Origin of the sequence: Alcanivorax sp. REN37 (assembly GCF_041102775.1) — a bacterium.
In the GTDB taxonomy this organism is placed as follows: domain Bacteria; phylum Pseudomonadota; class Gammaproteobacteria; order Pseudomonadales; family Alcanivoracaceae; genus Isoalcanivorax; species Isoalcanivorax beigongshangi.
In genome coordinates, this window is sequence record NZ_JBGCUO010000001.1 from 1,375,138 (window position 1) to 1,397,352 (window position 22,215).

The 22,215-nt window shown below is 61.9% G+C and carries 16 protein-coding genes; 4 read left to right on the top strand and 12 right to left on the bottom strand.

Annotated elements, in window-relative coordinates; genetic code table 11:
• Positions 1-7 precede the first annotated feature (7 nt).
• Both AB5I84_RS06165 and AB5I84_RS06170 read left to right on the top strand, forming a co-directional pair.
• Positions 8-1,015, top strand: coding sequence for a zinc-binding alcohol dehydrogenase family protein (locus AB5I84_RS06165; RefSeq protein WP_369454980.1), 1,008 nt, complete (start codon positions 8-10; stop codon positions 1,013-1,015).
• Between the two features lie 131 nt (positions 1,016-1,146).
• Positions 1,147-1,476 carry a hypothetical protein gene (locus AB5I84_RS06170; protein ID WP_369454981.1) on the top strand — a complete coding sequence of 110 codons (330 nt, stop codon included), beginning with the start codon at positions 1,147-1,149 and terminating at the stop codon, positions 1,474-1,476.
• 4 nt (positions 1,477-1,480) lie between these two features.
• Here AB5I84_RS06170 and AB5I84_RS06175 read toward each other — a convergent pair whose 3' ends face one another.
• Positions 1,481-2,227, bottom strand: coding sequence for an SCP2 sterol-binding domain-containing protein (locus AB5I84_RS06175; RefSeq protein ID WP_369454982.1), 747 nt, complete (start codon positions 2,225-2,227; stop codon positions 1,481-1,483).
• A gap of 250 nt (positions 2,228-2,477) precedes the next feature.
• On the opposite strand from AB5I84_RS06175, the gene AB5I84_RS06180 reads away from it, so the two are divergent.
• Entirely contained in the window at positions 2,478-3,707 is a 1,230-nt protein-coding gene (locus AB5I84_RS06180; RefSeq protein WP_369454983.1) for a DUF445 domain-containing protein, read from the top strand.
• 190 nt (positions 3,708-3,897) lie between these two features.
• Positions 3,898-4,347 carry a phasin family protein gene (locus AB5I84_RS06185; RefSeq protein ID WP_369454984.1) on the top strand — a complete coding sequence of 150 codons (450 nt, stop codon included), beginning with the start codon at positions 3,898-3,900 and terminating at the stop codon, positions 4,345-4,347.
• A gap of 162 nt (positions 4,348-4,509) precedes the next feature.
• On the opposite strand, the gene AB5I84_RS06190 is transcribed toward AB5I84_RS06185, so the two are convergent.
• The 11 genes from AB5I84_RS06190 to AB5I84_RS06240 form a co-directional block, all read right to left on the bottom strand.
• Positions 4,510-6,933, bottom strand: a complete 2,424-nt coding sequence (locus tag AB5I84_RS06190; RefSeq protein ID WP_369454985.1) for a PKD domain-containing protein — start codon at positions 6,931-6,933, stop codon at positions 4,510-4,512.
• Between the two features lie 31 nt (positions 6,934-6,964).
• Positions 6,965-9,649, bottom strand: coding sequence for a TonB-dependent receptor (locus AB5I84_RS06195; RefSeq protein WP_369454986.1), 2,685 nt, complete (start codon positions 9,647-9,649; stop codon positions 6,965-6,967).
• Positions 9,650-9,818: 169 nt separating this feature from the next.
• A complete protein-coding gene (locus AB5I84_RS06200; protein WP_369454987.1) occupies positions 9,819-10,784 on the bottom strand; it encodes a FecR domain-containing protein in 966 nt (321 codons plus the stop codon).
• A complete protein-coding gene (locus AB5I84_RS06205; protein ID WP_369454988.1) occupies positions 10,781-11,305 on the bottom strand; it encodes a sigma-70 family RNA polymerase sigma factor in 525 nt (174 codons plus the stop codon). Before AB5I84_RS06205 ends, AB5I84_RS06200 begins: the two co-directional genes overlap by 4 nt.
• Before the next feature lie 587 nt (positions 11,306-11,892).
• Positions 11,893-13,725, bottom strand: coding sequence for a long-chain-acyl-CoA synthetase (locus tag AB5I84_RS06210; protein ID WP_369454989.1), 1,833 nt, complete (start codon positions 13,723-13,725; stop codon positions 11,893-11,895).
• Positions 13,726-13,857: 132 nt separating this feature from the next.
• Positions 13,858-15,813: an acetyl/propionyl/methylcrotonyl-CoA carboxylase subunit alpha gene (locus AB5I84_RS06215; RefSeq protein ID WP_369454990.1), complete on the bottom strand. Its 1,956-nt coding sequence runs from the start codon at positions 15,811-15,813 to the stop codon at positions 13,858-13,860.
• A complete protein-coding gene (locus tag AB5I84_RS06220; protein ID WP_369454991.1) occupies positions 15,813-16,622 on the bottom strand; it encodes an enoyl-CoA hydratase/isomerase family protein in 810 nt (269 codons plus the stop codon). Before AB5I84_RS06220 ends, AB5I84_RS06215 begins: the two co-directional genes overlap by 1 nt.
• A 45-nt stretch (positions 16,623-16,667) precedes the next feature.
• Positions 16,668-17,828, bottom strand: coding sequence for an acyl-CoA dehydrogenase family protein (locus tag AB5I84_RS06225; RefSeq protein WP_369454992.1), 1,161 nt, complete (start codon positions 17,826-17,828; stop codon positions 16,668-16,670).
• Between the two features lie 17 nt (positions 17,829-17,845).
• Positions 17,846-19,462: an acyl-CoA carboxylase subunit beta gene (locus AB5I84_RS06230; RefSeq protein WP_369454993.1), complete on the bottom strand. Its 1,617-nt coding sequence runs from the start codon at positions 19,460-19,462 to the stop codon at positions 17,846-17,848.
• 11 nt (positions 19,463-19,473) lie between these two features.
• Complete coding sequence (locus tag AB5I84_RS06235) at positions 19,474-20,346, bottom strand: SDR family oxidoreductase (protein ID WP_369454994.1); 873 nt, start codon at positions 20,344-20,346, stop codon at positions 19,474-19,476.
• 1 nt (position 20,347) lies between these two features.
• Entirely contained in the window at positions 20,348-22,153 is a 1,806-nt protein-coding gene (locus tag AB5I84_RS06240) for an acyclic terpene utilization AtuA family protein (protein WP_369454995.1), read from the bottom strand.
• Positions 22,154-22,215: the final 62 nt, after the last annotated feature.

The window sequence follows — 22,215 nt, forward strand, 5'->3', positions numbered from 1 at the left end:
GAGCGATATGAAAGCCGTGGCCATCACCGCCAACCATCCGATCGATCATCCCGACGCGTTGCTGGACCTTGAGTTGCCGGCGCCGCTGCCCACGGCAACGGATCTGTTGGTGCAGGTGGCAGCAGTGTCGGTGAACCCGGTGGACACTAAGGTGCGCCGCAACCTGCCGATCCCAACATCGGGTCAGCGTGTGCTGGGCTGGGATGCCGTGGGCACGGTAGTGGCCTGCGGCGCGCAGGTGAGCAGTTTCCAACCTGGCGATCGGGTTTGGTACGCCGGCGAGTTGAAGCGACAGGGTAGCAATGCCGAGCTGCAATGTGTCGATTACCGGCTTGCTGCCAAGGCGCCGGCGTCTTGGTCCGATGCCGACGCGGCGGCGGTGCCGCTGACGGCGCTGACCGCTTGGGAGTTGGCGTTTGACCGTCTCGCTATCCAGCCGGACGAGCAGGGCAGTGCGGTGGTCATTATTGGTGCCGCCGGCGGCGTAGGTTCCATGTTGGTGCAGCTGTTGCGCGCTCGTACCGGCCTGACGGTAATCGGCACCGCCTCGCGCCCGCAGAGCCAGCAGTGGCTGCAGGCATTGGGTGCACACCACGTTGTCGATCATCACGGTGATTGGGTGGCACAGGTGCGGGCGCTGGGCATTGCCAGCGTGCCGCGGGTGATCAGCCTTAACCACACTGATCAGCACCTGGACGCCATCGTCGAGATACTGGCGCCGTTCGGGCAATTGGCGCTGATCGACGACCCGCAACAGTTCCAGATTGGCAAACTCAAACGCAAGAGCTTGAGTCTGCACTGGGAATATATGTTCACCCGTGCGTTATTCGGTACGGCGGATCTGGCAGCGCAGGGACAAACTCTCGCGGAGGTGGCCCGATTGGCCGAAGCCGGCCAGTTGCGCAGCACTCGCACTCACCATGGTGGCCGAATCAATGCCGCGTCATTGCGTGCCATCCATGCTGACCTTGAAGCCGGCAAGCACCACGGCAAGTGTGTGCTGGAAGGGTTCTGAGGACGCCATTGGCGTTGGGTACCCGCAGGCGGGTGCGCACCAGTCATAGCCGGGGCTGCCACAGCTTCCCATAATTGCCGCGTGGATTGCCGTGGCGAGGGCGCTGCGGTGTGAGTCCCGAGGAGAAACCCATGGATTTGATGTGGATGCTGGCCATCGCCGCGACGTCCTCACTGCTGACGCTGGTGCTGCTGGCGGCGTGGCTGACACTGGTGGTGCGTCCGCGCATGGCCCGTGAGATCCGCGGTCTGCTCACTGAGCAGGCGGAAAAAGCGGCGGAAACCATTGCTGCGGAAGTGGAAGCGGCGGTGCGTCGCGGCATCGTCGGTGGTGTCACCGCGCTACCCACCCGTGAAGTGCTGCAAGGCACCACGCGCAATATCGCCCGCACCAGTGTGGAGATCGTTGAAGAGCGTCTGGGTCAGCTGTTTGGCAAGCGTCGTCCCCGTGACGAAGACTGAGCGCTTAGCGCGCCAGCAGTCGCGATGCCACCAGCGTAAGGCCAAGACTGGCCAGGCCCACCACCTGCAGTACCAACGACAGCGAGCCGACCAACGGCAGCTGGCCGGTGAGGGTGGCGAAGGCGCCAAACAGCAGCGCCAGTGCCAAGATCAGGAACAGCAGATCGAGTTTCTGAGCGTGGCGCAGGTCGCGCCGCAACTTGCCCAGCGCGGCCAGCGTGTCTTCCTGCAGCAGACGTTGGTGGGCGAGTTCTTCGCCCAGCCGGTCGAGTTGCTGCGGCAAAGCATGCAGGCGTTCCAGCCACACCGGGTCTTCCCGCCGTACCAAGGTCAGCAGGTCATTGAGCCGTACGTGGGCATCAAGCCATTGGCGCACCAGCTGCCACAGGCTGAATTCGCTGACCGCTGCGGTAAGCAGTTCGATACGCTCCTCCGGGCCGAGAATGCGCACCCGATCTTCCGTCGGCAAGGGTGCATTCGGCGCCAGCGCCCATTGGATCAAGGCGCCGGTGGCGGCGCGGATGCGCACATGCACATGGCCCTCGAAGTCGGCCATCAGCTCGACACCGTCGGCGTGGACCAGCACATAGAAAATAAGTTGTGGCCGGTCCAAGCGCACCCGCACTACGGTGCCGTCCAGCGCTGCCAGCCGTGCCCGGGCGCGCGGGTCATGCTCCGCCACTTGGTTGAGCAAGCCTTCCAGCGCGCCGAGCACCAAGAAGTGGGTGAGGGAAGATGAACGTTCTTGCATGGGCGTCAGAGAACTGTCCTCAGAGCTGGTCAGGATGTGGATCGGTCATATCGGGCAGGTTACGCAAAAGCACTGGTCGCCGACCACTTATCCGCAAATACTTACCGGTTTTTACCGCTCCGTTATACTATCGCGCCGCCGGAGAATCACCGTTGACTTGCGCCAATTTTACAGCGCTGGGGCCAGTCCAGGCAGTCAGCGCGTCCCGCCCGCGCCACAATAATGATCCTCAGGATGGGGAACTGCAGTCATGTTGAGTTCGATCTTTTCGCATCCGGATTTCTGGAAATACGTCAGCGTGCCGTTCATCGCCGGCCTGATCGCGTGGTTCACCAACTGGATCGCGGTACAGATGACGTTCTACCCGCTGAAGTTCTTCGGTATCCCGCCGTTTCTCGGTTGGCAGGGCATCATCCCCAAGCGGGCGGTGAAGATGGCCGGTATCTTGGTAGACCAGACGCTGTCCAAGATCGGCAGCATTTCCGAGTTTTTCCAACAGATGGAACCGGAAAAAATTTCTGCCCACCTGACTCGGAGCATTCAAGGCCGCATTGAGGAATACACCGACGAGGTGATGACCGAGCGCAACGCCGTGCTGTGGGAAAACCTGCCGCTGCTGGTGCGGCGCCGGGTTTACAGCCGCGCCCGCCGCGCGGTGCCGGAGATCATGGACAACTTGGTCGACGACATCAGTAAAAATGTGGAAGAACTGGTGGATCTCAAGTACATGATCGGCAGCCAAATGGAGCAGGACCGAGCGCTGATGGTGCGCATGTTCCGCGAAGTCGGTGAGCCCGAGTTCCGCTTTGTAATCCATTCCGGCTTTTACTTCGGTTTCATGTTCGGCCTGATTCAGATTCCGGTGATGCTGCTGGTGCCGCAGCCGTGGATGGTGCCGATATTCGGCTTCATCGTTGGCTCGGCCACCAACTGGATGGCGCTCAACATCATCTTCCGCCCGCTGAATCCGGTGCGGGTGGGGCCATTCCGCATTCAGGGTCTGTTCTTGCGTCGTCAGAAAGACGTGGCTGAGAGCTTTGCTCGACTCACGACCACCGAGGTGGTGACACTGCGCAACATCATGAATCAGGTGCTCAACGGCCCCAAGGCAGACCGCACCAAACAACTGATCAAGCGCCACATGCGGCCGCTACTGGAAGGCGGCGTGGTCCGCACCGCGGCACAACTGACTGTGGGCCCGGGTGGCTATGCTGACCTGAAGCGCGCGGTGGAAGAGAAAGCTGTGGATTTGGCGGTGATTCCGTTCGAGGACACCCAGTTCAATAAGGAACGGGGGGCCATCGTCGAACGGATCATGCGCGAGCGCATGGGGATGCTGTCATCAGAGGAATTCCAGTCGTTGTTACGGCCGGCGTTCCAAGAGGACGAATGGATCCTGATCATGATTGGTGGCGGGCTCGGCTTTGCCGCCGGGGTGTTGCAGTTGTTCGTAGTGTTCGGCTCATCGTTGCTGGGCTGAATAAGAAACGCCGTTTTACATATTTATGTCAGATTGTCTGACGATAACAACAAGCCAGTGTGAACCAGGTCGATAGAGTAGCGCCCAGATCGAATGTTATTGCGCTGATCTGTTTTGTTATTTTTTCGACTCTGTCGACCTGTAAGTGAGTACTGCATTGGCTTGTGAAGTCATTGTTTCGGAGAGAAATATGTCTGATCACAAGCACGATGATGAAGAAACCCTTGACCAGAAAGCCAAGATGGCTCGCCTCAGCGGCGGTGCTATTGATCTGCGTAAGTACACGAACCAGATCTGGCTTGCTGGCTTGGGTGCCTTTGCCCGGGCAGAAGAAGAGGGCAGCAAATTTTTCGATGTGCTCGTGGATGTGGGCAAGGACCTGGAATCCAAAACACGTGATCTCTCTGAGGCGCGGGTAGAGGAAATCAAGGAGAAGGTCCGTAGCCGTACCGGCGAGACCATGGAAAAGATGGAGAAAGCCTTTGATGAACGCCTCAACAAAGCGCTTTCCCGTCTCGGTATTCCCAACAAGCGTGAGATGGAAGTGTTGCAGGCGCGGGTACGCGAGCTGACAGCAGCCCTGGAAGAAGCGCAGTCTGAACAGCGCGATGACGACCAGGACGAGCCCTCACGTGGGTGATCAGTTGTAGCGCGCACCGCTAACTGTTAGTGGTGTATTTTCTGGGCCTCACCCTCTGAGGCCCTTTTTTTTGCCTCGGATAAGCCCGCTGGAAAGCCTTGCTGCCGCAGCCGGCGGCAAGGGCTCCGGCTGCCGCCATGGCAGCCGGAATCATGCGAGGAATTACTCCAGTTCGCCCGGCGCGCATTCCTGCCATTGGCTAAGAATGCCTTTGCGGCCGCCGATCCAGTTCTCATAAATGAAGTGCACGTCCGGCAGTTCCTTGATGCGGAACGACAGGTGGTAGCCTTCGGCCATGTCGTCGGTGCGCAAGCAGGGCACCGCCGGCAGCCAGGTCTGGAACGACAGGCTGTCGCCTTGGCGGATCACGGTGCCTTCCTCAAGCCCTTCAAACCAGGGTGTCAGTGAGGCTAAGCCACCGTTGATGTGACGAGTTTCCACGTCAACGATGGTGTAGTCGCTGTCGAGAGCTTCCAGTGACCAAGCCAACTGCAACGGTTTAGTGACGGGGGCTGGGCGCCCAACAAAGTCGTAACCGTAAGGCGGCAGGTTCTCGTAGGGCAGCGGGTGCAGCAGTGCGTCGCCGTCGCCATCGAGGTTGCGCAGCAGCACACCGCGGGCATTGGCCATCGGTTCGATCTCTACCGTGAAATCATACGGCTTGGCATCGTCGATGCCGTCGCTGGCTTCGTAGCGGAACACATAGGTGCCGGGCTGAGTGAAGCCGTTGCCGCGCATGTTCGGGCAGGCATCTTGGGCGTAAGAGAGGCTGGTGTAATCGCCGCCTTCCGGCGCGCTCAACATTTGCTCGCGGGTTTCGAAGCTGTCACCGTCAAGATCCACTACCACCGGGCGGAACAGCAGCGACATGCAGGGCAACAGCTGCACAAACTTCTGGCCTGGAGCGAGACTACCCCAGTTGCGCTGCCAGCTCACATAGCGGATTTCTGGAGCACTGTTGCTGAGTTTAGCCATGCCGCCGACTTCGCGCGGAGTGATGCCTTCCAGACCGCGGTCATCCTTCACCTGCACCCGTACGCGGTACGGCCCGGGCACATCGGTAACCACGTGGGCGCGGCGGTATTCACGGCTTTCCGGCTCCAGCACTGGCACGATCACGGCCTGACTGTTATCCGGTCGGTCCACCAGTTCCCAAGTGAAGGTGAGCGGATCCAAGTCCGGGTCCTTGCTGGTGGCCGTGAAGACCAGCGGGTTGCCGACCAACACGGAGCCGGAGGCCATGTCGATGCCGCCGGCATCCGGGCGCCGGTTCACGTTGCCCACCAGCGCGGTCATGGTGGCGTCGCGGGTGATGGTATGGGTACCGTCGGACAACGTCATGCGCACCTGATAGTCACCGACCTTGTCGAGCACTTGGATCTTACGGCCCAGCGGCTCCCAAGCGCCGATCGAATCCAGCGTGGCGTTGCTGCCGGCCGGCTTGCTAACCAGCTCGGCGTCGATAATTTCAATGGCATCGCCGTCCGGATCATAGCCCTCGAAGACGAAGTTGGCGCGCAGCCCCACTTCCTGTTGGTTGCTGACGCTGTTGGTGGGGAAGTAGGCCACCGTGATCAGGTCGCCCACCGGCGGCAGGTTGTCGGCGTCAGCCGGCTTTTGCACCGTCACCGTGACGGTCTGCTCTTCACTTTTCCAAGTGCCGTCGAACACCGAGAACACCAAGTAGTAGTTGCCCACGGCTTCCGGCGTGAAACGCAGCGTGTCGGTGTTGGTGCCCTGCAACTCAGGAATTGGTAAGTGCTTGGGGCTAGTCGCGGTGCTGGCCCAACGCCAGCGATATTCCAGCGGCTCCCCATCCGGGTCATAGCTGCGGCTGCCGTCGAGCACCACTTCGCTGCCGCGAGTAATGGTGATGTCATCGGCTACGGCCACCGGCGGTGCGTTGCCGGAGGACACCGTCACCCGCACTTCAACCGGCGCGCTTTCGGTGCCTTGGTAGCTGACCACTAGGCGCAGGTGGTAATCGCCTTCCAGGTCAAGATGCAATGTTGCCAGCGCCTGCTCGGCTTGGGTCAGGTAAGCACCGCTGCCTTCCGGCACTAGCCCCAATGACCATTTGTAATCCAGCGGGCCGGATTCGCCGGTCGGTGGCGTACTGGCCGAGGCATCGAGCCCAAGGCTGTCGGTACCGAGCCGCACGCTGTAGTGGGTGGCGCTGCTGGCGGTGGGATAAGGACTGGTGGCATCCAGTGTGATGCGGGTGGCGGTACTGCGAGCGCTGCCGTCATCCACTGTCAGACTGGCGACATAAGCACCGGGCAGGTCAGCCTTGAAGTTGGCGAGGGTGCCGTCGCTGTTATCCAGCTGTGCGTTGCTGTGGGTGGGTGCGGCGACCAAATTCCAGCTGTAGCTGAGCGTGGCATCCCGCGGGCTGCTGCTGTGACTGCCGTCCAGCTGCACCGTGACCGGGCCTTGGCCCAGCGAAAAGGTGGTGTCGGCTGGTGACAGCAGTGTTATTTCTGCCTTCGGCGGCGTCGGTGCAGAGCTGCTGCTACTGCTGCTGCCGCAGGCGGTCACCATCAGGCTGAGCCCGAGGGTGCCGATCAGGGGGAGGAAACGCGTCATTAAGGTTCTCCGTATCAGGAACAGGCCGAAATCAGAATTGCAGGGTTGCGCTGAAGCGCGCGGTGCGGCCGGGAGCCGGCACCACGCCTAGGCTCAGGGCGTCGAGGTAGTAGCGGTCGGTGACGTTATCCACGGTCAGGTCGAGAGCGATGGTGTCGTTGACTTGGTAGCGCGCGAACAGGTCGTACACTTGGTAGCGATGCCACAGCACCGGCGGGTTGAAACCGACCGGTGCGTTGTAACGCGGGATTGGCGTGCGTAAGCCCATAAAGGTGCCGCGGGCGCCAAGCTCCAATCGTTGCTGCAGCAGCCGCACACCGAGCGTGGCGCTGGCATGCCACTTGGGCGGAATCATGTTGTTGACGTAACTCTGCGGCAGGCCCCAATCGGTGCAGTGGTAGCGCACGAAGCTGCCGGTGTTGCACACCTCGATGTGCTGGTAGCGAGTGCCGCCGAGCTCGGTGAACCAGCGACCGGCGTCATATTCCAGATTCAGTTCCCAACCTCGGAAATCAGCGCTGTCGATATTGCGCATGCGGAAGAAGTCGGTGCCTTTGTCCACTTCCCAAGCGTTGGGCTGGGTGCGGGTCAGGTAGTCCTTGGTGTGGTTGCGGAAATAGGCGAGTTTCACCCGCAGTTGGTCGCCGTCGGTGAGCAGGTCACGGCGTAGATAGCTGGTGCCGAACTCGCGGTTGATGGCGTGTTCTGGTCGCAGTGGGATATCCAGCACCGGGCTGACGGACCAACCGGAGGTGCTCTCGAACAGGCTCGGCATGCGCAGCCCTTCGGCATAGCGGGCATAGAATTGCAAGCCGTCCAACGGCTCCCAGGTCAGCGCGGCGATCGGCGCGCTGCCAGAGTGACGGTTGCGGTAATACACTGGCAGGCAGCCGCCGTCGCCGTCGGGTCGGCAGGCGGGATCGTAAGGCAGCAGCGTCAGCGCATTGTTGTCATGGGATTTGAAACGGGTGAAACGCGTGCCGGCTTCCAGCGTCCAGGCCGGCCAGGGCTGCCAGCGCAGCGCAGTGAAGGCACTGAACTCGTCGCGCTTGCCGCTGCGGGCGCCGGCGTAAAAGCCCTGTGGATCCGGGGTGTCGGTGGTCATGCGCTCCCATTGCATCGCCACGCCGTAGTCCAGTCGCAGTTCACCGAACGGATAAAAATGCATGGTGTTGGACAGGTCAGTGCCGTAGCGCTGGTAATCGTCCTTGCGGAAGGTGTTGCTGGCGAGGTCCACCGAGCCGGCGGCGGGGGTGTTGAGGCGCGATACGGCATCGGTTTGCCAGACGTTGAAATCCAGGTCGATCAGATCTTGGCCGGCGGGATTCCAGTTGTAGCGGCTGGTGTAGGTCTGGTTCAGTACCTCACTGCCTAACCACTGACGCGCTTGTCCGAACAGCCGGATTTGCGACGGCATCATTTCGCCGAACTCGCTGTCGTAGCGGATATAGCTCAGTTCCAAGCCCTGATCCTGCGGCAGCATCAGCCGTGCTTTCACCAGCCAGGAGTCGCTGCTGTATTGGGTGTTGGGAATGCGCTCCCCGGCGCGGAACGGCGACACCCCTTCACGGCTCACTGCCACTTCACTGTAGTAATAAAGCCACTGCGGATCGCCTACCACCATATAAGGTGTCGGCCCGTGCCGGCCGGCGTAATAGTTGCCTTGGTCGCGCTGGGCGTAGGCCACCAGCAGGTCGCCCCAACTGAATCGGTGGGCGCCGGCGAGGCTGGCGGCATGGCCGCGCAGGTCCAGCAGCCCCGGACGGTCCATACCAGCGTCTGGTGCGAAGCGTTCTGGCATGGTCAGGGCGGGAGTGCAGTCGCTGGCAAAGCGGCAGTCGGTGCGGTAGCTGTTGCGCGGGCTGTAGTAGCCGGCGAAGGTGCCTGGGGTCGGAGCAGAGGAATTGTTGCCGATCAGTGTGCCGCGCAGTCGTAAACCGCTGTCTTTGCCGGGCGCAATCACGTCATTGGCGGTTAGCGTGCTGACGCTGACCACGCCGCCGGTGGCGCCGGTGCCTTGGGCAGTGAGCACCGGCCCCTTGTCGATGCGCACACTGCCGACGAGGTCAGGATCGATGTAGCTGCGGCTGGACACACCGGCGTAGCCCCGGTAGACGGTGGTTTCTTGGCGGCTACCGTCGATCAGAACGGGCACTCGACCTTGGCCCTGCATGCCGCGAATGTTTACATCCAAACCGCCGCTGTTGCGGTTCTCGCCCACCAGTACACCGGGTGTGCCTTGGAACATATCGCCCACCGACGTGCCGCGGAAACGCTCGATATGACGCTGGTTCAGCACATTCACCGAGCCGGCGCTGCGGTACGCCTCATCGGCTAGGTCATCGCGGATTTCTACTTTCACTGCCCCCAGTTGCCGAGTCTCGCGGTCCGTCAGTGGCAGTAGGCTGCTGAGCGTGAAGGTGCCGGTGCGGGTCTGGCGCCAAGACAAGCCGTGTCCAGATAGTAGTTGGTCGAAACCTTGGCTGGTGGTGAAGCGACCGCGTAGACCGGAGCTGTGCTTGCCATGGGTCAGTTCGGCATCGAACGACAGCAGGATGCCAGCGTCGGCGGCGAACAGACTTAGGGTGGTGCCGAGCGGTCCGCCGGGAATGTCGAACTGGCGGGCGCTGTTGGCCCAAGCCGGGTTGGCCGGCGGTAGTGTGGCAAGAAACAGCAGGGCGGCAGCCAATAACCGCCGTGTGATCAGCGTCACCATCAGGGATGCATCCTCAGAAAAGGCAGAGTGTCTGCATGAGGGGTCGGACGAGAACCGCAAAAGTACAATTGAAAATCATTCGCGTATGGGGAAAGTCGTCAATGCAGTGCCGGTGCTTTGGCCGGGGGAGTGATCCAAGGAAGGCCGGCGCTCTAGTGCGCCGGAGACTTCAGCTGCGGGCGCGCACCCGCAACCAGTAGCGAGTGCGGCGTTCCAGCTGTACCGGGAACGATTGCTCCAGTGAGGTCAACGCTTGATCGATGTCGTGCAGCGGGAAAGCGCCAGACACACGGAACGCGGCCACGGCGGGGTCGCACAGCAGCCAGCCGGGGCGGTAACGGCCCAGCTCCGACAGCAGGTCATCAAGGCGCCAGTCAACAGCAATCAGCGTGCCGCGCGTCCAGGCGGCGGCCAACTCATCCGTGGTTTGAGGCGTGCCGAGGTGGTGGGCACTGAATAGCACCTGCTGCCCGCGGTTCAAGATCAGCGGCGTTGAAGCGATCGCCGGCTGCACCTGGACTGCGGATTCCAGCACTGTCACCCGCACTTGGTTGTGGTCTTGCTGACGCACCAAAAAGCGGGTGCCGAGTGCCTGCAGGCGTCCGGCCACGGTGTCGACCAGGAATGGCCGCTGCTGTGGGTCGGCCACGGTGCGGATATGGATCTCCCCGCGCCGCAGCGACAGTCGGCGCTCGGTGCCGTTGTAGTGCACGTCTACGGCACTGTCGGTGTTGAGCGTCAGTTGACTGCCGTCCGGCAGCAGTAGCTGGCGCTGTTCGCCCATGGCGGTGTGGTAGTCGCCGCGCCACAGCAATTGCTCACGGGCACTCCAACCGAGCCCAGCTGTGACGGTCAGCAACGCCAGCGCCTTGAGTGCGCTGCGACGGTTGATCGCAGGCCGTTGCAATTGCGCGTGGCCGAGAGTGTTGCGCGCCAGCCGGGGAGGTAGTGCGCGAAACTGTTGCTGTAGTTGCTCGAGTGCTTGCCACGCTTGCTGGTGGTGGCTATCAGCGGCCAGCCATTGCTGCCAAGCCCGATGATCAGCATCGGTGGCATCGCCGGAGCAGAACAGAACATGCCAGTGGGCAGCGTCCGACAGTGCTTGGCGCGGGAGCACCGTGGTTTGGGCGCTCATTGGCCGGTCTCCAGTCGGTACAACAGGCAGTGTTCGGTGGCTTTAGCCATGTATTTCTTCACCGAACTGACTGATACATCGAGCTGCTCGGCAATCTGTGCGTACGGGGTGCCGTCCAGCTGGCTCATCAGGAAGGCTTGGCGCACTTTGGTGCCGAGGCCGTGCAGCATGGCGTCTACCTCGCGCAGCGACTCCAGCAAGATCGACAGTGTTTCCGGAGACAAGGCTTCCGGTTCTGGCTCCAGCGCCAGCGCGTCCAGCCAAGCCTGTTCCAGAGTCTGACGACGGAAGTGATCAATCATTACCCGCTTGGCAACGGTGGCCAGATAATGGCGCGGCTCACGCAGGACCGGCATGCCACTGTCTTCGCTGCGGCGCAGGATGCGTAGGAACGTATCCTGCGCCAGATCCGGAGCATCGGCCTCGCGTTGTAAACGCCGGCGCAGCCAGCCCACCAACCATCCATGGTGTGAGACATAAAGGGACTCGAAATCGGGTGAGGATGGAGAGTGGTCGGACACAGTCTCAAGCCATGAAATGAGAATAATTATCAATTATAGTTATCTCGTTTCGGTAACTTCAAGCGCAATCCTGATTGGAGCTGGAGGCTATAGGGGGCGCCTGTGTCGCAACCACGTGGGCGAGGGTGACGGGGGAGGGCACATCCTACTCACGGTTTGGTCAAAAAAGAACCAAGCAGCGGGGGAGTCCACAGTGATGATGGTTCCACGGATTTGGTCATTGGTTATTCACAAAGTTGTCCACAGATTCTGTGGACAACAGTGGAAGATTTCGTACCGGAAAATAAGTTTTTCACAGTGCTGGAAGCAGACGCTTGGGATAGCCGGTTAATGACTAAAGCTGCCTACCTGCTCAAAGATAGATAGATAAGTAGCTGAAATTGTTGATTAAATAATTAATGGGTACATTGGTATCACTGCGGGGAATTTGGTGACACTAAGGTTACGGTCAGCTTGTTCAGAATGATTCCACAGAATTATCCACAGGGTGGCGAGGAATCCATCCAATTTCATCCCCAGCTTTGATGTCAAGCGGCCAGGCACAAAAAAACCGGGCCTAGGCCCGGTTTTTTTGTTGGCAACAGCACTCAGAAGCGGTAGTCGCCACGCTCGACGGCGTCGAACATTTCGCGGCTCAGCAACTGGTAGCAGGTTTCACCCGGCAGCAGGACGTAAACCGGATCGTCATGCAGGGTCGGATCGTACTTCTGCTCCTTCAGCTTGTTCTTTTGGTGCTTGAAGGTACCGGTGGTATCCATCGCCTGCGTGGCGATGCGCAGGAAGCCCGGTACCGCGTAGTGCGGCAGCGCACCTTTCAGGTACTCGGTGATGGCATGCCAGTCGAGCTGCTGGTGATCGCCGTCAACGCGGATCTCAGCCATACCGATGCGACCGTTGGTGTTGGGGATCTCGACACCATAGACCACTGACTCGACCACGCCCGGCGCGGCATCCAGGATCTGTTCTACTTCGGTGGTGGACACGTTCTCGCCTTTCCAGCGGAAGGTGTCGCCGAGGCGGTCCACGAACTGGGCGTGGCGGAAGCCGATATCGCGCATCAAGTCGCCAGTGTTGAACCAGGAATCGCCCTTCTCAAACACATCGCGCAGAATGCTGCTCTCGGTCTTGCTCTTGTCGGTGTAACCGTCGAACGGCGTCTGGGCAGTGATCTGGCCGATCAGCAGACCCGGTTCGCCCTTGCCGGCACGCACCAAGAAACCGTCTTTGCCACGCACCGGCTCATCACGCTCTTTGTCGTACTTGATGATCGAGTAGCTGATCGGGGAGAAGCCGACGGTGTTGTCGAAGTTAAAGATATTGGTGAAGGCGGCGTTGCCTTCTGAGGACGCGTAAAACTCCACCACCCGGTCGATACCGAAGCGGTTTTTGAATGCCTCCCAGATGCTCGGACGCAGGCCGTTGCCCAGCATCACGTGCACATTATTGTCGCGGTCGCTGGGGCTGGCCGGGACTTCGAACAGGTAGCGGCACAGCTCGCCGACATAGCCGAAGGCGGTGCAGTTGTACTTGCGAATGTCATCCCAGAAACGGCTGGCGGAGAACTTGCGTGCCAGCACCAAGCCGCCACCGCCGGCGATTACCGATGCCCAGCACACGACGATGCCGGTGGCATGGTAGAACGGCAGCGTGGCGTACAGGCGGTCGTGCTTCTTCAGGCGTACGGCAGCGTAACCGAAGGCGCCGTAAGCGCGCTCCCAACGGCCGTTAGTAAATACCACCGCTTTCGGCAGGCCGGTGGTGCCGGAGGTATAAATGTAGAACAGCGGGTCGTTGAGGAAGATGCGGCTGGCTTGCTCCGGGTTCTCCGAGGAGCAGTCGCGGATCACTTCAGCGGCGTTTTGGTAGCCCGCCGCTACGGTGGACGGGTCTTCCAGCGTGTTGGTGTCAGCCCAGCAGTAGAACCGCTCGCCGGCCAGCTCCAACTCGTCGCGCACTTCTTCGATTGCGTCGACCAGCTCAGCGCCGATGAAGGCGGCCTTCGGTTGTACCAAGTTGAAGCTGTGCACCAGCACCTTGCCGCGCAGGGAGGTGTTGATCAGCGCTGAGCAAACGCCGATCTTAGCGGCGCCGACCACGGTGGCCAGTAGTTCCGGGCGGTTTTCAATATTGACGGCGATGCTGTCGCCTTTCTTGAGACCCATGGACAGCAGAAAGTCGGCAACGCGGTTGGACCAAGCGTTGAACTGACGGTAGGTCAGCTGCATGTCCTGGTACAGCACCGCCACCCCATTGGGATTCATCTCGGTGGCGCGCTGGATGCCCAGTGCCAACCCCAGCGGCTTGGTGGTGTCCGAGGTCTTGCTCATCTTGGAGCCCTTGATGAGACCGGGCAGATTGGCGACCACGGTTGGTACGCGCGCAAGCAGCTTGGGCAACGTAATAAGGTCGGCGTTGCTCATGGGATCTCCGTTATTGTGGGTCTGCAACAAAAACAGCCCGGAGCACGCTGAAACGGACTCCGAGCACCAGAAAAAACGCAACTGTAAAGGGACGCCAACCTTAACTTTTGATCTGTTGGCGGGCAAGTGAGTTTAGGAGTCTGGCTCATTCGAACGGATAGTCAGCAGGATTTGCCGGCTTTTGACCTGGTCGCCGACATTGATGCTGATTGCCTCCACGATGCCGTCTATATCCGCTTTCAGGCTGTGCTCGATTTTCATCGCTTCCAGCAATACCAGCGTCTCGCCCTTGCGCACGTTGTCGCCGACAGCACACTGCAACGCCAGCACCGCGCCGTCCATTGGCGCGCGGATACGGCCGGAACCGCTACTGTGCGCGGCGGCGCTGGCGCGGTGGCTGTGATCTTCGAACGCACCTTGCCAGCCATCATGCTGTAACCACCACTGCCCACTGTGGCGCTCGGCGTAATAGGGCCGGCGCACGCCATCGATCTCGGCGGCGCCGTCCAGCAATTGCACGCGGTGCCGCTGCTCGCCGACTTGTACCAGCCAGTGCTCGGCATCGGCGGTAATGGTGACGGCACAGTCCTGTTCGCCGTGGGCCAACAGTAGGCGCTGCGCTGCGCGGCTGGCGGGGCCCGTTGTGGCTTGCGCTGGCTGACAGCGCAGCGCCGCCGCTAATGCCCATGTGGTGGAACTGGGTGGCCGCGGGCGGAGGCTGGCATCCTCGGCGAAGTCATCGGCGATGAACGCGGTGGTGGCGTCGCCCGCAGCAAACACCGGGTGACGCAGGATCGCCGCGAGGAAGCTCTGATTGCTGCGCACGCCCAACAGCCGCGTGTCTTCCACCGCTCGGATCAGACGCCGCCGCGCTTCGTCGCGGGTGCGTCCCCACGCAATGACCTTGGCCAGCATCGGGTCGTAATGGCTGCCCACGGCAAAGCCTTGGCGCAGGCCATGGTCGATGCGTACGCCGTCGCCGCCCGCCGGTGCCCACGACAGCACCGGGCCGGTTTGCGGCAGAAATTGCTGGGCGGGGTCTTCGGCGTACAGCCGCACTTCCATGGCATGGCCGTGCAGGGTGATCTGCTCCTGTGTCAGCGGCAAGGGCTCACCCTGGGCTACTTGGATCTGCCACGCCACCAGATCTTGGCCGGTGATCAACTCGGTGACGGGGTGTTCCACCTGCAGCCGCGTGTTCATTTCGAGGAAGTAGAAGTCGCCGTGACGGTCGAGCAAGAACTCCACGGTACCGGCGCCCACATAGTTGCAAGCACGGGCAGCCAATACTGCGGCGTCGCCCATGCGGCTGCGCAGTGCTTCGGTCATCACCGGGCAGGGCGCTTCCTCTACCACTTTCTGGTGGCGCCGCTGCACTGAGCAATCGCGTTCACCGAGGTGAATGATGTTGCCGTGTTGATCGCCGAACACCTGCACTTCGACGTGACGCGGTGCGAGCACCGCGCGTTCGAGAATCAGCTCATCACTGCCAAACGCATTGCGGGCTTCGCTGCGTGCGGCGCGCAATTGCTCGCGCAGCTCGGCAGTATCAGTCACCACGCGCATGCCGCGTCCGCCGCCCCCGGCGGAGGCTTTGATCATCAATGGCAGGCCGATGCGTTCTGCTTCGCGGGCAAGCGTATCGTCATCTTGTTCGGCGCCTTGATAGCCAGGAATGCACGGTACGCCGGCGTCCTGCATGGCGATTTTCGACAGTCGCTTCGAGCCCATCAGGTGGATGGCTGCCGCCGGCGGGCCGATGAAGGTGATGCCGGCGTCCTCGCAAGCGGCCGCAAACTCGGCATTTTCCGACAGAAACCCGTAACCGGGATGGATGGCATCTGCGCCGGTACGGCGTGCGGCATCGAGAATCGCGGCGCTACTGAGGTACGACTGCGCCACCGTGGCGGGGCCGATGCAGACCGCTTGGTCGGCCAATTGCACATGCAAGGCGTCGCGGTCGGCCTCCGAGTACACCGCCACCGTGCGGTAGCCGAGTTGTTTGGCAGTGCGGATCACGCGGCAGGCTATCTCACCGCGGTTGGCCACCAAGATACGTTCAAAGCGGGGAGCAGACAGGGTGCTCATCAGATTTCCTCCGCCCAGCGCGGGGCCCGTTTTTGTATAAAGGCGAGGGTGCCTTCGGCGCCTTCATCGCCGGTCACCGCCGCGGCAAAGTCGGCGGCCGCTTGATCGAGCACCTGATCCAGCGGCTGCACTAAGGTTTTAAGCAGCAGCGCCTTGGTGGCGCGGTTGGCCGCCGGTGCGCAGTGACGGAGAGCGTCGAGTGTTTCCGTCAGCAACGTGTCGAGCTCGGCGGCGGTGGCCACCTCGTGCACCAGCCCCCAGTGGGCAGCCTTGCGGCCGTCGAAACGGGCGCCGGTGAGCGCCAATCGGCGTGCTTGAGTCAGCCCGACCCGCTGTACCACGAAGGGTGCGATCTGTGCCGGCAGGATGCCAAGACTGGTCTCCGGCAGTCCGAAGCGGGCATCGTCAGCGGCGAGGGCCACATCCGCGATGCAGGCCAAGCCGAAACCGCCGCCCAGCACGGCGCCTTCCAGCACACAGATCAGTACTGCGGGCAGTGCGTTGGCCTGCTCCAGCATGGCGCCGAACTGGCGGTTGAAGCGCAGGTAAGCGTCGGCATCGCCTGCGGCGGCCTGCGCGCGGGCGGTGGCCATATCCTTAATGTCGCCGCCGGCGCAAAAATGGCCGCCGGCGCCGCGCAGTACCACCGCGCGCAGGGTCGGATCATCCGCCACGGCGTCGAAGCTGCGTTGCAATTCGCTGACCATGGTCAGGCTCATGGCATTACGGGCCGCTGGGCGGTTGAGCGTGATATGAAGCACGCCGCCGTCGCGGCGCAGGAGCAGGTGCTCGGTATCGGGCAGGGCCATAGGGCCTCCGTCAATCAAAGGGGCGCGTGGCGCCCCGCATCGGGATCAGTTCTTTTTCTTGCCGGGCAGGATGTTCATGGTCTTGCAGATAATGCCGAGCATGATCTCGTCGGCGCCGCCGCCAATCGACGCCAACCGCCCATCACGCCAGGCGCGCGAGGCCGGGTTGTCCCACATAAAGCCGTTGCCGCCCCAATATTGCAGGCAGCTGTCGGCCACTTCGCGCGACAGCCGGCCGGCTTTGAGTTTGGCCATGGAGGCCAGTTGCAGCACATCGCGGCCGCCGACGTATTCTTCGCAGGCGCGGTAAATCAGCGAACGCAGCAGCTCCACCTCGGTTTTCAACTCGGCAAGACGGAAGTGCACGGTCTGGTTGTCAAGCAGTGGCATACCGAACACCTCGCGCTGGCGGGCATATTCGATGGTGTCGTCGATCAGCTTGTCGTAACCCTTAAGGCCGGACACCGAGCCCCACAGACGTTCTTCCTGGAACTGCATCATCTGCATCATGAAGCCCATGCCTTCGGCGCCGATCAGGTTGCGCTGCGGCACCCGTACGTCATCGAAGAACACCTGCGCGGTCTGCGACGAACGCATGCCGAGCTTGTCCAGCGGCGTGTCCACGGTAATGCCGCCGGCATCGCGCGGTACCACGATCAGCGACTTGTTCAAGTGCGGCTTGCCGTCGGAGGTGTTGGCCAGCAGGCAGAAAAAGTCGGCACTGGGCGAGTTGGTGATCCACATTTTGGTGCCGTTGACGACATAGTCGTCGCCATCCTTCACGGCGGTGGTTTTGATCGCCGCCACGTCGGAACCGGCGTGGGGCTCACTGACCGCAATCGCCGCCACCAGCTCGCCGGCAATAGCGCCGGTCAGGTAATTGCGGCGCAATTCATCGGAGCCGAAGCGCGCCAGTGCCGGAGTGGCCATATCGGTCTGCACACCGATCGACAGCGGCACGCCGCCGCATTGACATAGCCCAAGCTCTTCCGCCACGGCCAGGCCGTAGGAGTAGTCGAGACCAAGGCCACCGAACTCCACCGGCTTGGTGACACCCAGCAGCCCGAGGTCGCCCATTTTCTTGAACACTTCGTGGATCGGGAAGGCACCAGCACGCTCCCATTCGTTAACGTGCGGGTTGAGTTCTTTTTCGATGAAATCGCGCATGGTTTTGCGCATGGCATCGTGATCGGGGGTGAACAACATCATCGTTCTCCTGGCAATCAAAGGCGGGCAACGCCGAAGGTGTTGGGGTTAAGTGGGCGGCGTGCCGCCTCGCGGCACAGGTCGAGCACGAAGGCCACGACCTGGCGGGTATCTCGGGGGTCGATCAGGCCGTCATCCCACAGCCGGGCGGTGCCGTAGAGAGCGCTGGACTGGCTGTCGAGTTTCTGCGCGGTACTTTGCTGCAGCAGCTCCAGCACTTTTTCGTCCGGCTCAATGCCCATGGCGCGCTGCTTTTGCTCGGCCACGATGCGCAGCACCATGCCGGCTTGCTGACCGCCCATCACCGCCACCCGGCTATTGGGCCAGGCAAAGATGAAGCGCGGATCCAGCCCGCGGCCGCACATGGCGTAGTTGCCAGCGCCATAGGAGCCGCCGATCAGGATGCTGACTTTCGGCACGCGGGCGTTGGCCACGGCTTGGATCATCTTCGAACCGTGCTTGATGATGCCGCCGCGCTCGGTCTCGGTGCCGACCAAAAAACCGGTGGTGTTGTGCAGGAACAGCAGTGGCCGCTGGGTCTGGTCGCACAGTTGGATGAACTGCGCCGCCTTGGCCGCGCCTTGGTGCGTGATCGGGCCGTTGTTGCCGATCACGCCCACTGGGTAGCCTTCGAGATGCATCCATCCGCACAGCGTGCCGCTGTCCCATTCCTGTTTAAAGTCGAGGAACTCGGAGTTATCGGCGATGCGGGCAATGACTTCACGCACGTCGTAGGGCTTGCGCGCTTCGCTCGGCACCACGCCGAGCAATTCTTCACGGTCATAGCGCGGCGGCAGAAATGACTTGGTGGCGGCCGGCGGCAACGTGTCGTTCCAGCCGAGACTGGCGACCAGTTCGCGGGCGAGACGGATGCCGTCGCGGTCATCCTCGGCCAGGTATTCGGCGGTGCCGGCGATGCCGGTATGCATCTCGGCGCCGCCCAGCTCTTCATCGGTGGCGACTTCGCCGGTGGCTGCCTTCAGCAGCGGCGGTCCGGCGAGGAACATCTTGGCTTTGCCGCGCACCATGATGCAGTAGTCCGACAACCCCGGCTGGTAAGCACCGCCAGCAGTGGCGTTCCCGTGCACCACGGTGATCTGTGGAATGCCTTGGGCAGACAGTCGGGCTTGGTTAGCAAAGCTGCGCGCGCCTTCCACGAAAATTTCGGCAGCGTAATTGAGGTTCGCGCCGCCGGACTCGGACAACGAGATGATCGGCAATTTGTTTTCTGCGGCGATGGTTTGCAGCCGCAGGGATTTCTGTAACCCGGCCGGGGTGATGGTGCCACCCTTGATCGCCGCGTTGCTGGCCGCCACCAGCACCCGCACGCCAGAGACATAGCCGATGCCGGCAATGCCAGCGCCGCCGGCTTCGGTGCCGTCGCGATCGTCGTGCATCATGTAGCCGGCGAGGGTGTGCAGCGGCAGGAACGGGGCGCCGGCATCGAGCAGCGTGGTGACGCGCTCATGGGGCAGCATTTTGCCGCGCTGCTCGAACTTGGCGCGCTGGCTTTCGGACTTATCGAGCACCTTTTGCTCAATGGCGCGGAACTCGTCCACCGCCGCCAGCATGGCGTCGCGGTTAGCAGCAAACTCGGCGCTTTGTGGGTCCAGTTCGGATTCGATGATCGCCATGGCGTTGTTCCTTAAGCGTCAGTGTCGAACAGCGCTGGCCGCACCGCGCGGTGGAAGCCTTCGAACGGCTGGCTGTTGTGGTGGTCCGGCAGTGGGAACACCGCCACGTTGCCCTGCGAGGCGGCGCCGTCGACACGCAGGGTGTCGCCGCTGATGAAGGCGGCGGCGTCGGACAATAGGAAACAGATTGCGGCCGACACCTCCGCTTCTTCGCCCATGCGCTTTAGCGGCACCGCGCTGCGCAGAGTGCGGATGGTGGCCTTAAAGCTTTCTGGATAGGTGTCCATGCCGCTGGAGGCAATCCAGCCGGGTGCCACCGCGTTCACACGTACACCGGTGCAGCCCCATTCATAGGCGGCGGTACGGGTGAAGTTTTCCATACCGGAACGCGCGGCGCCGGAGTGGCCCATGCCGGGCATGCCGCCCCACATGTCGGCCACGATATTGACGATCGCACCGCCGTTGCGGTTCATGCCCTGGGTGAACACTTCCCGAGCCATCAAGAAGCCGCCGGTAAGGTTGGTGCGGACCACGGCTTCCCAACCCTTTTGGGAAATCAGCGCCAGCGGTGCCGGGAATTGGCCGCCGGCATTATTGACTAAGCCGTGGACCTGTCCGGTAGCTTGGTAGATCGCGGCGACGGTGGCGCGCACGGCGTCTTCCTCGCGAATGTCACAAGCAAAGCCCAGCGCCTTGCCGCCGTCCTCTTCGATTTCGGCTTGCACCACTTTCAGCTTTTCTTCACTGCGGCCTACCAGCACCACTTGGGCGCCGAGGCTGGCCAGCTCGTGGGCGGTGCAGCGGCCGATGCCACTACCGCCGCCGGTCACGATCACGGTGCGGCCATCAAACAAGCCGGGGCGGAAAACAGAGCGGTATCCCATGTCAGTGTTGTCCTTGTGCGGAAAGTTGGTGGTAGAGGGCGTCGGAAACCGGCACCTGGAAATCCAGTAGTTGCTGGGCAAACGCTTTGCCCTGCGGATCAATGCGCAGCGAGGCGATGCCGCCACCGCCGAGGGCATTGCGCAGCAGGAAATTCATGCCGTTCAGGCCCGGCAGTGCCCAGCGCTGGACATCAGCTTGGCCGTTATCGAACACGTGCTGCATATATAGGCCGACAGATTCGGCGGTGAGGGCGGCGGTCAGATAGGGCAGGTAGCTGGGATCGCGAGCGATAACACCAATGTTGGCGTGATTGCCCTTGTCGCCACTGCGTGCCCAGGCCAGCGCCAGCAACGGCAGCCGATGCTGGCCGATATCGTCCGGTAGCGGCGGATACTGATCGGCTGGCAGTGAAGCCGGATCCAGCGGCGTGCCGGCAGGAATCTCGATCGGCAGGCGGGCGCCGTCGATGTCTACCGTCACTGGCAGTTGCTGTTTGTCCACCAAGGTGGAGAACAGGCGGATGCGCGGCACCGGTTTCGGCCGGCCGCCGACAATGCCCGTGATGCCTGGCGCCATACCGGTGGCGGCTTGGGCGATTTCACGGGCGAACAAGCCAAGCGCTTTTTTGTCATCGTGCAGCGCAGCAATTTTCACCACCACTTCGCGGCTGTGCTGTTGCCGTGCTTGAGCGCCATAAGTGGTCTCGGTGCCGAGCAGCTCCACCGAGCTGTCGCGGAAGTCGGCCATGCCCAACTGTTTGAACAGGCCGCGTACTTTAGTGAGGATGGCGTCGGCCACCCGCTGGCCTTTTTCTGCTGCGCGCGGACCGCCCATCAGAAAAGTGGCAGTGATGCGGTGACCGTCAGGGTAGGTGGCCGACACCTTGTAATCCGGCGTCGGTGCGTGGCCACGGGCGCCGGACACGCGCACGCGGTTATTGCCGTCCGCACTGAGCTGTACTTGGGTGAAGTCACACACCACGTCCGGCAGGATGTAGGCGCGCGGATCGCCGATCTCGTAAACGATCTGCTCGGCAATAGTGGCGGTGCTCACCAGCCCGCCGGTGCCGTCCGGCTTGGTCACTACAAAGTGCCCATCAGCGTGGCACTCGGCGATCGGGAACCCCATGTTGTGGAAATCTGGCACCTGCTCCCAGTCGGTGAAGTTACCCCCGGTGCACTGTGCACCACATTCGAGGATATGACCGGCGAGACTGCCCTGAGCCAGCAGGTCGTACTGGTCAGCTTGCCAATCGAACTCATGCATCAATGGTCCGAGAACGAGTGCGGAGTCGACGATGCGGCCGGTCAGCACAATGTCGGCGCCGGCATCTAGGGCTGCCTTGATCGGTAGAGCGCCGAGGTAGGCATTCATGGTGAGCGTAAACGGCGGCAGTGGGGCGCCATCCTCAAGCCCGCTGAGGGCGCCCAGTTGTTGGCGCTGGCTGTTGATGTCATCGCCTTCCACTAAGGCGATTTTCAGATCCACACCAGCGGCCTTGAACACGGCCTGTAGCGCATCGCGGCAAGCGCGCGGGTTCACACCACCGGCATTGCTGATCACCTTGATACCGCGATCGCGGATGTTTTTGGCCAGCGGTGCCATCACTTGGGTGACGAAATCGTGGGCGTAGCCCATGGCCGGGTCCTTCATCCGCGCTCCGGCCATGATCGACAGCGTAACTTCCGCCAAGTAGTCGAACACCAGGTAATCCAACTGTCCGTGGTGGACCAGTTGGAACGCAGCGCTATTGGTATCACCCCAGAAGCCGGCGGCGCAGCCGATACGGATCGGTGTGGATGTCATGGATTGCTCCTTGATGGGGCCGCTCGGGCGGCGTCGCCGTATACAGGATCGGAATCAGCAGC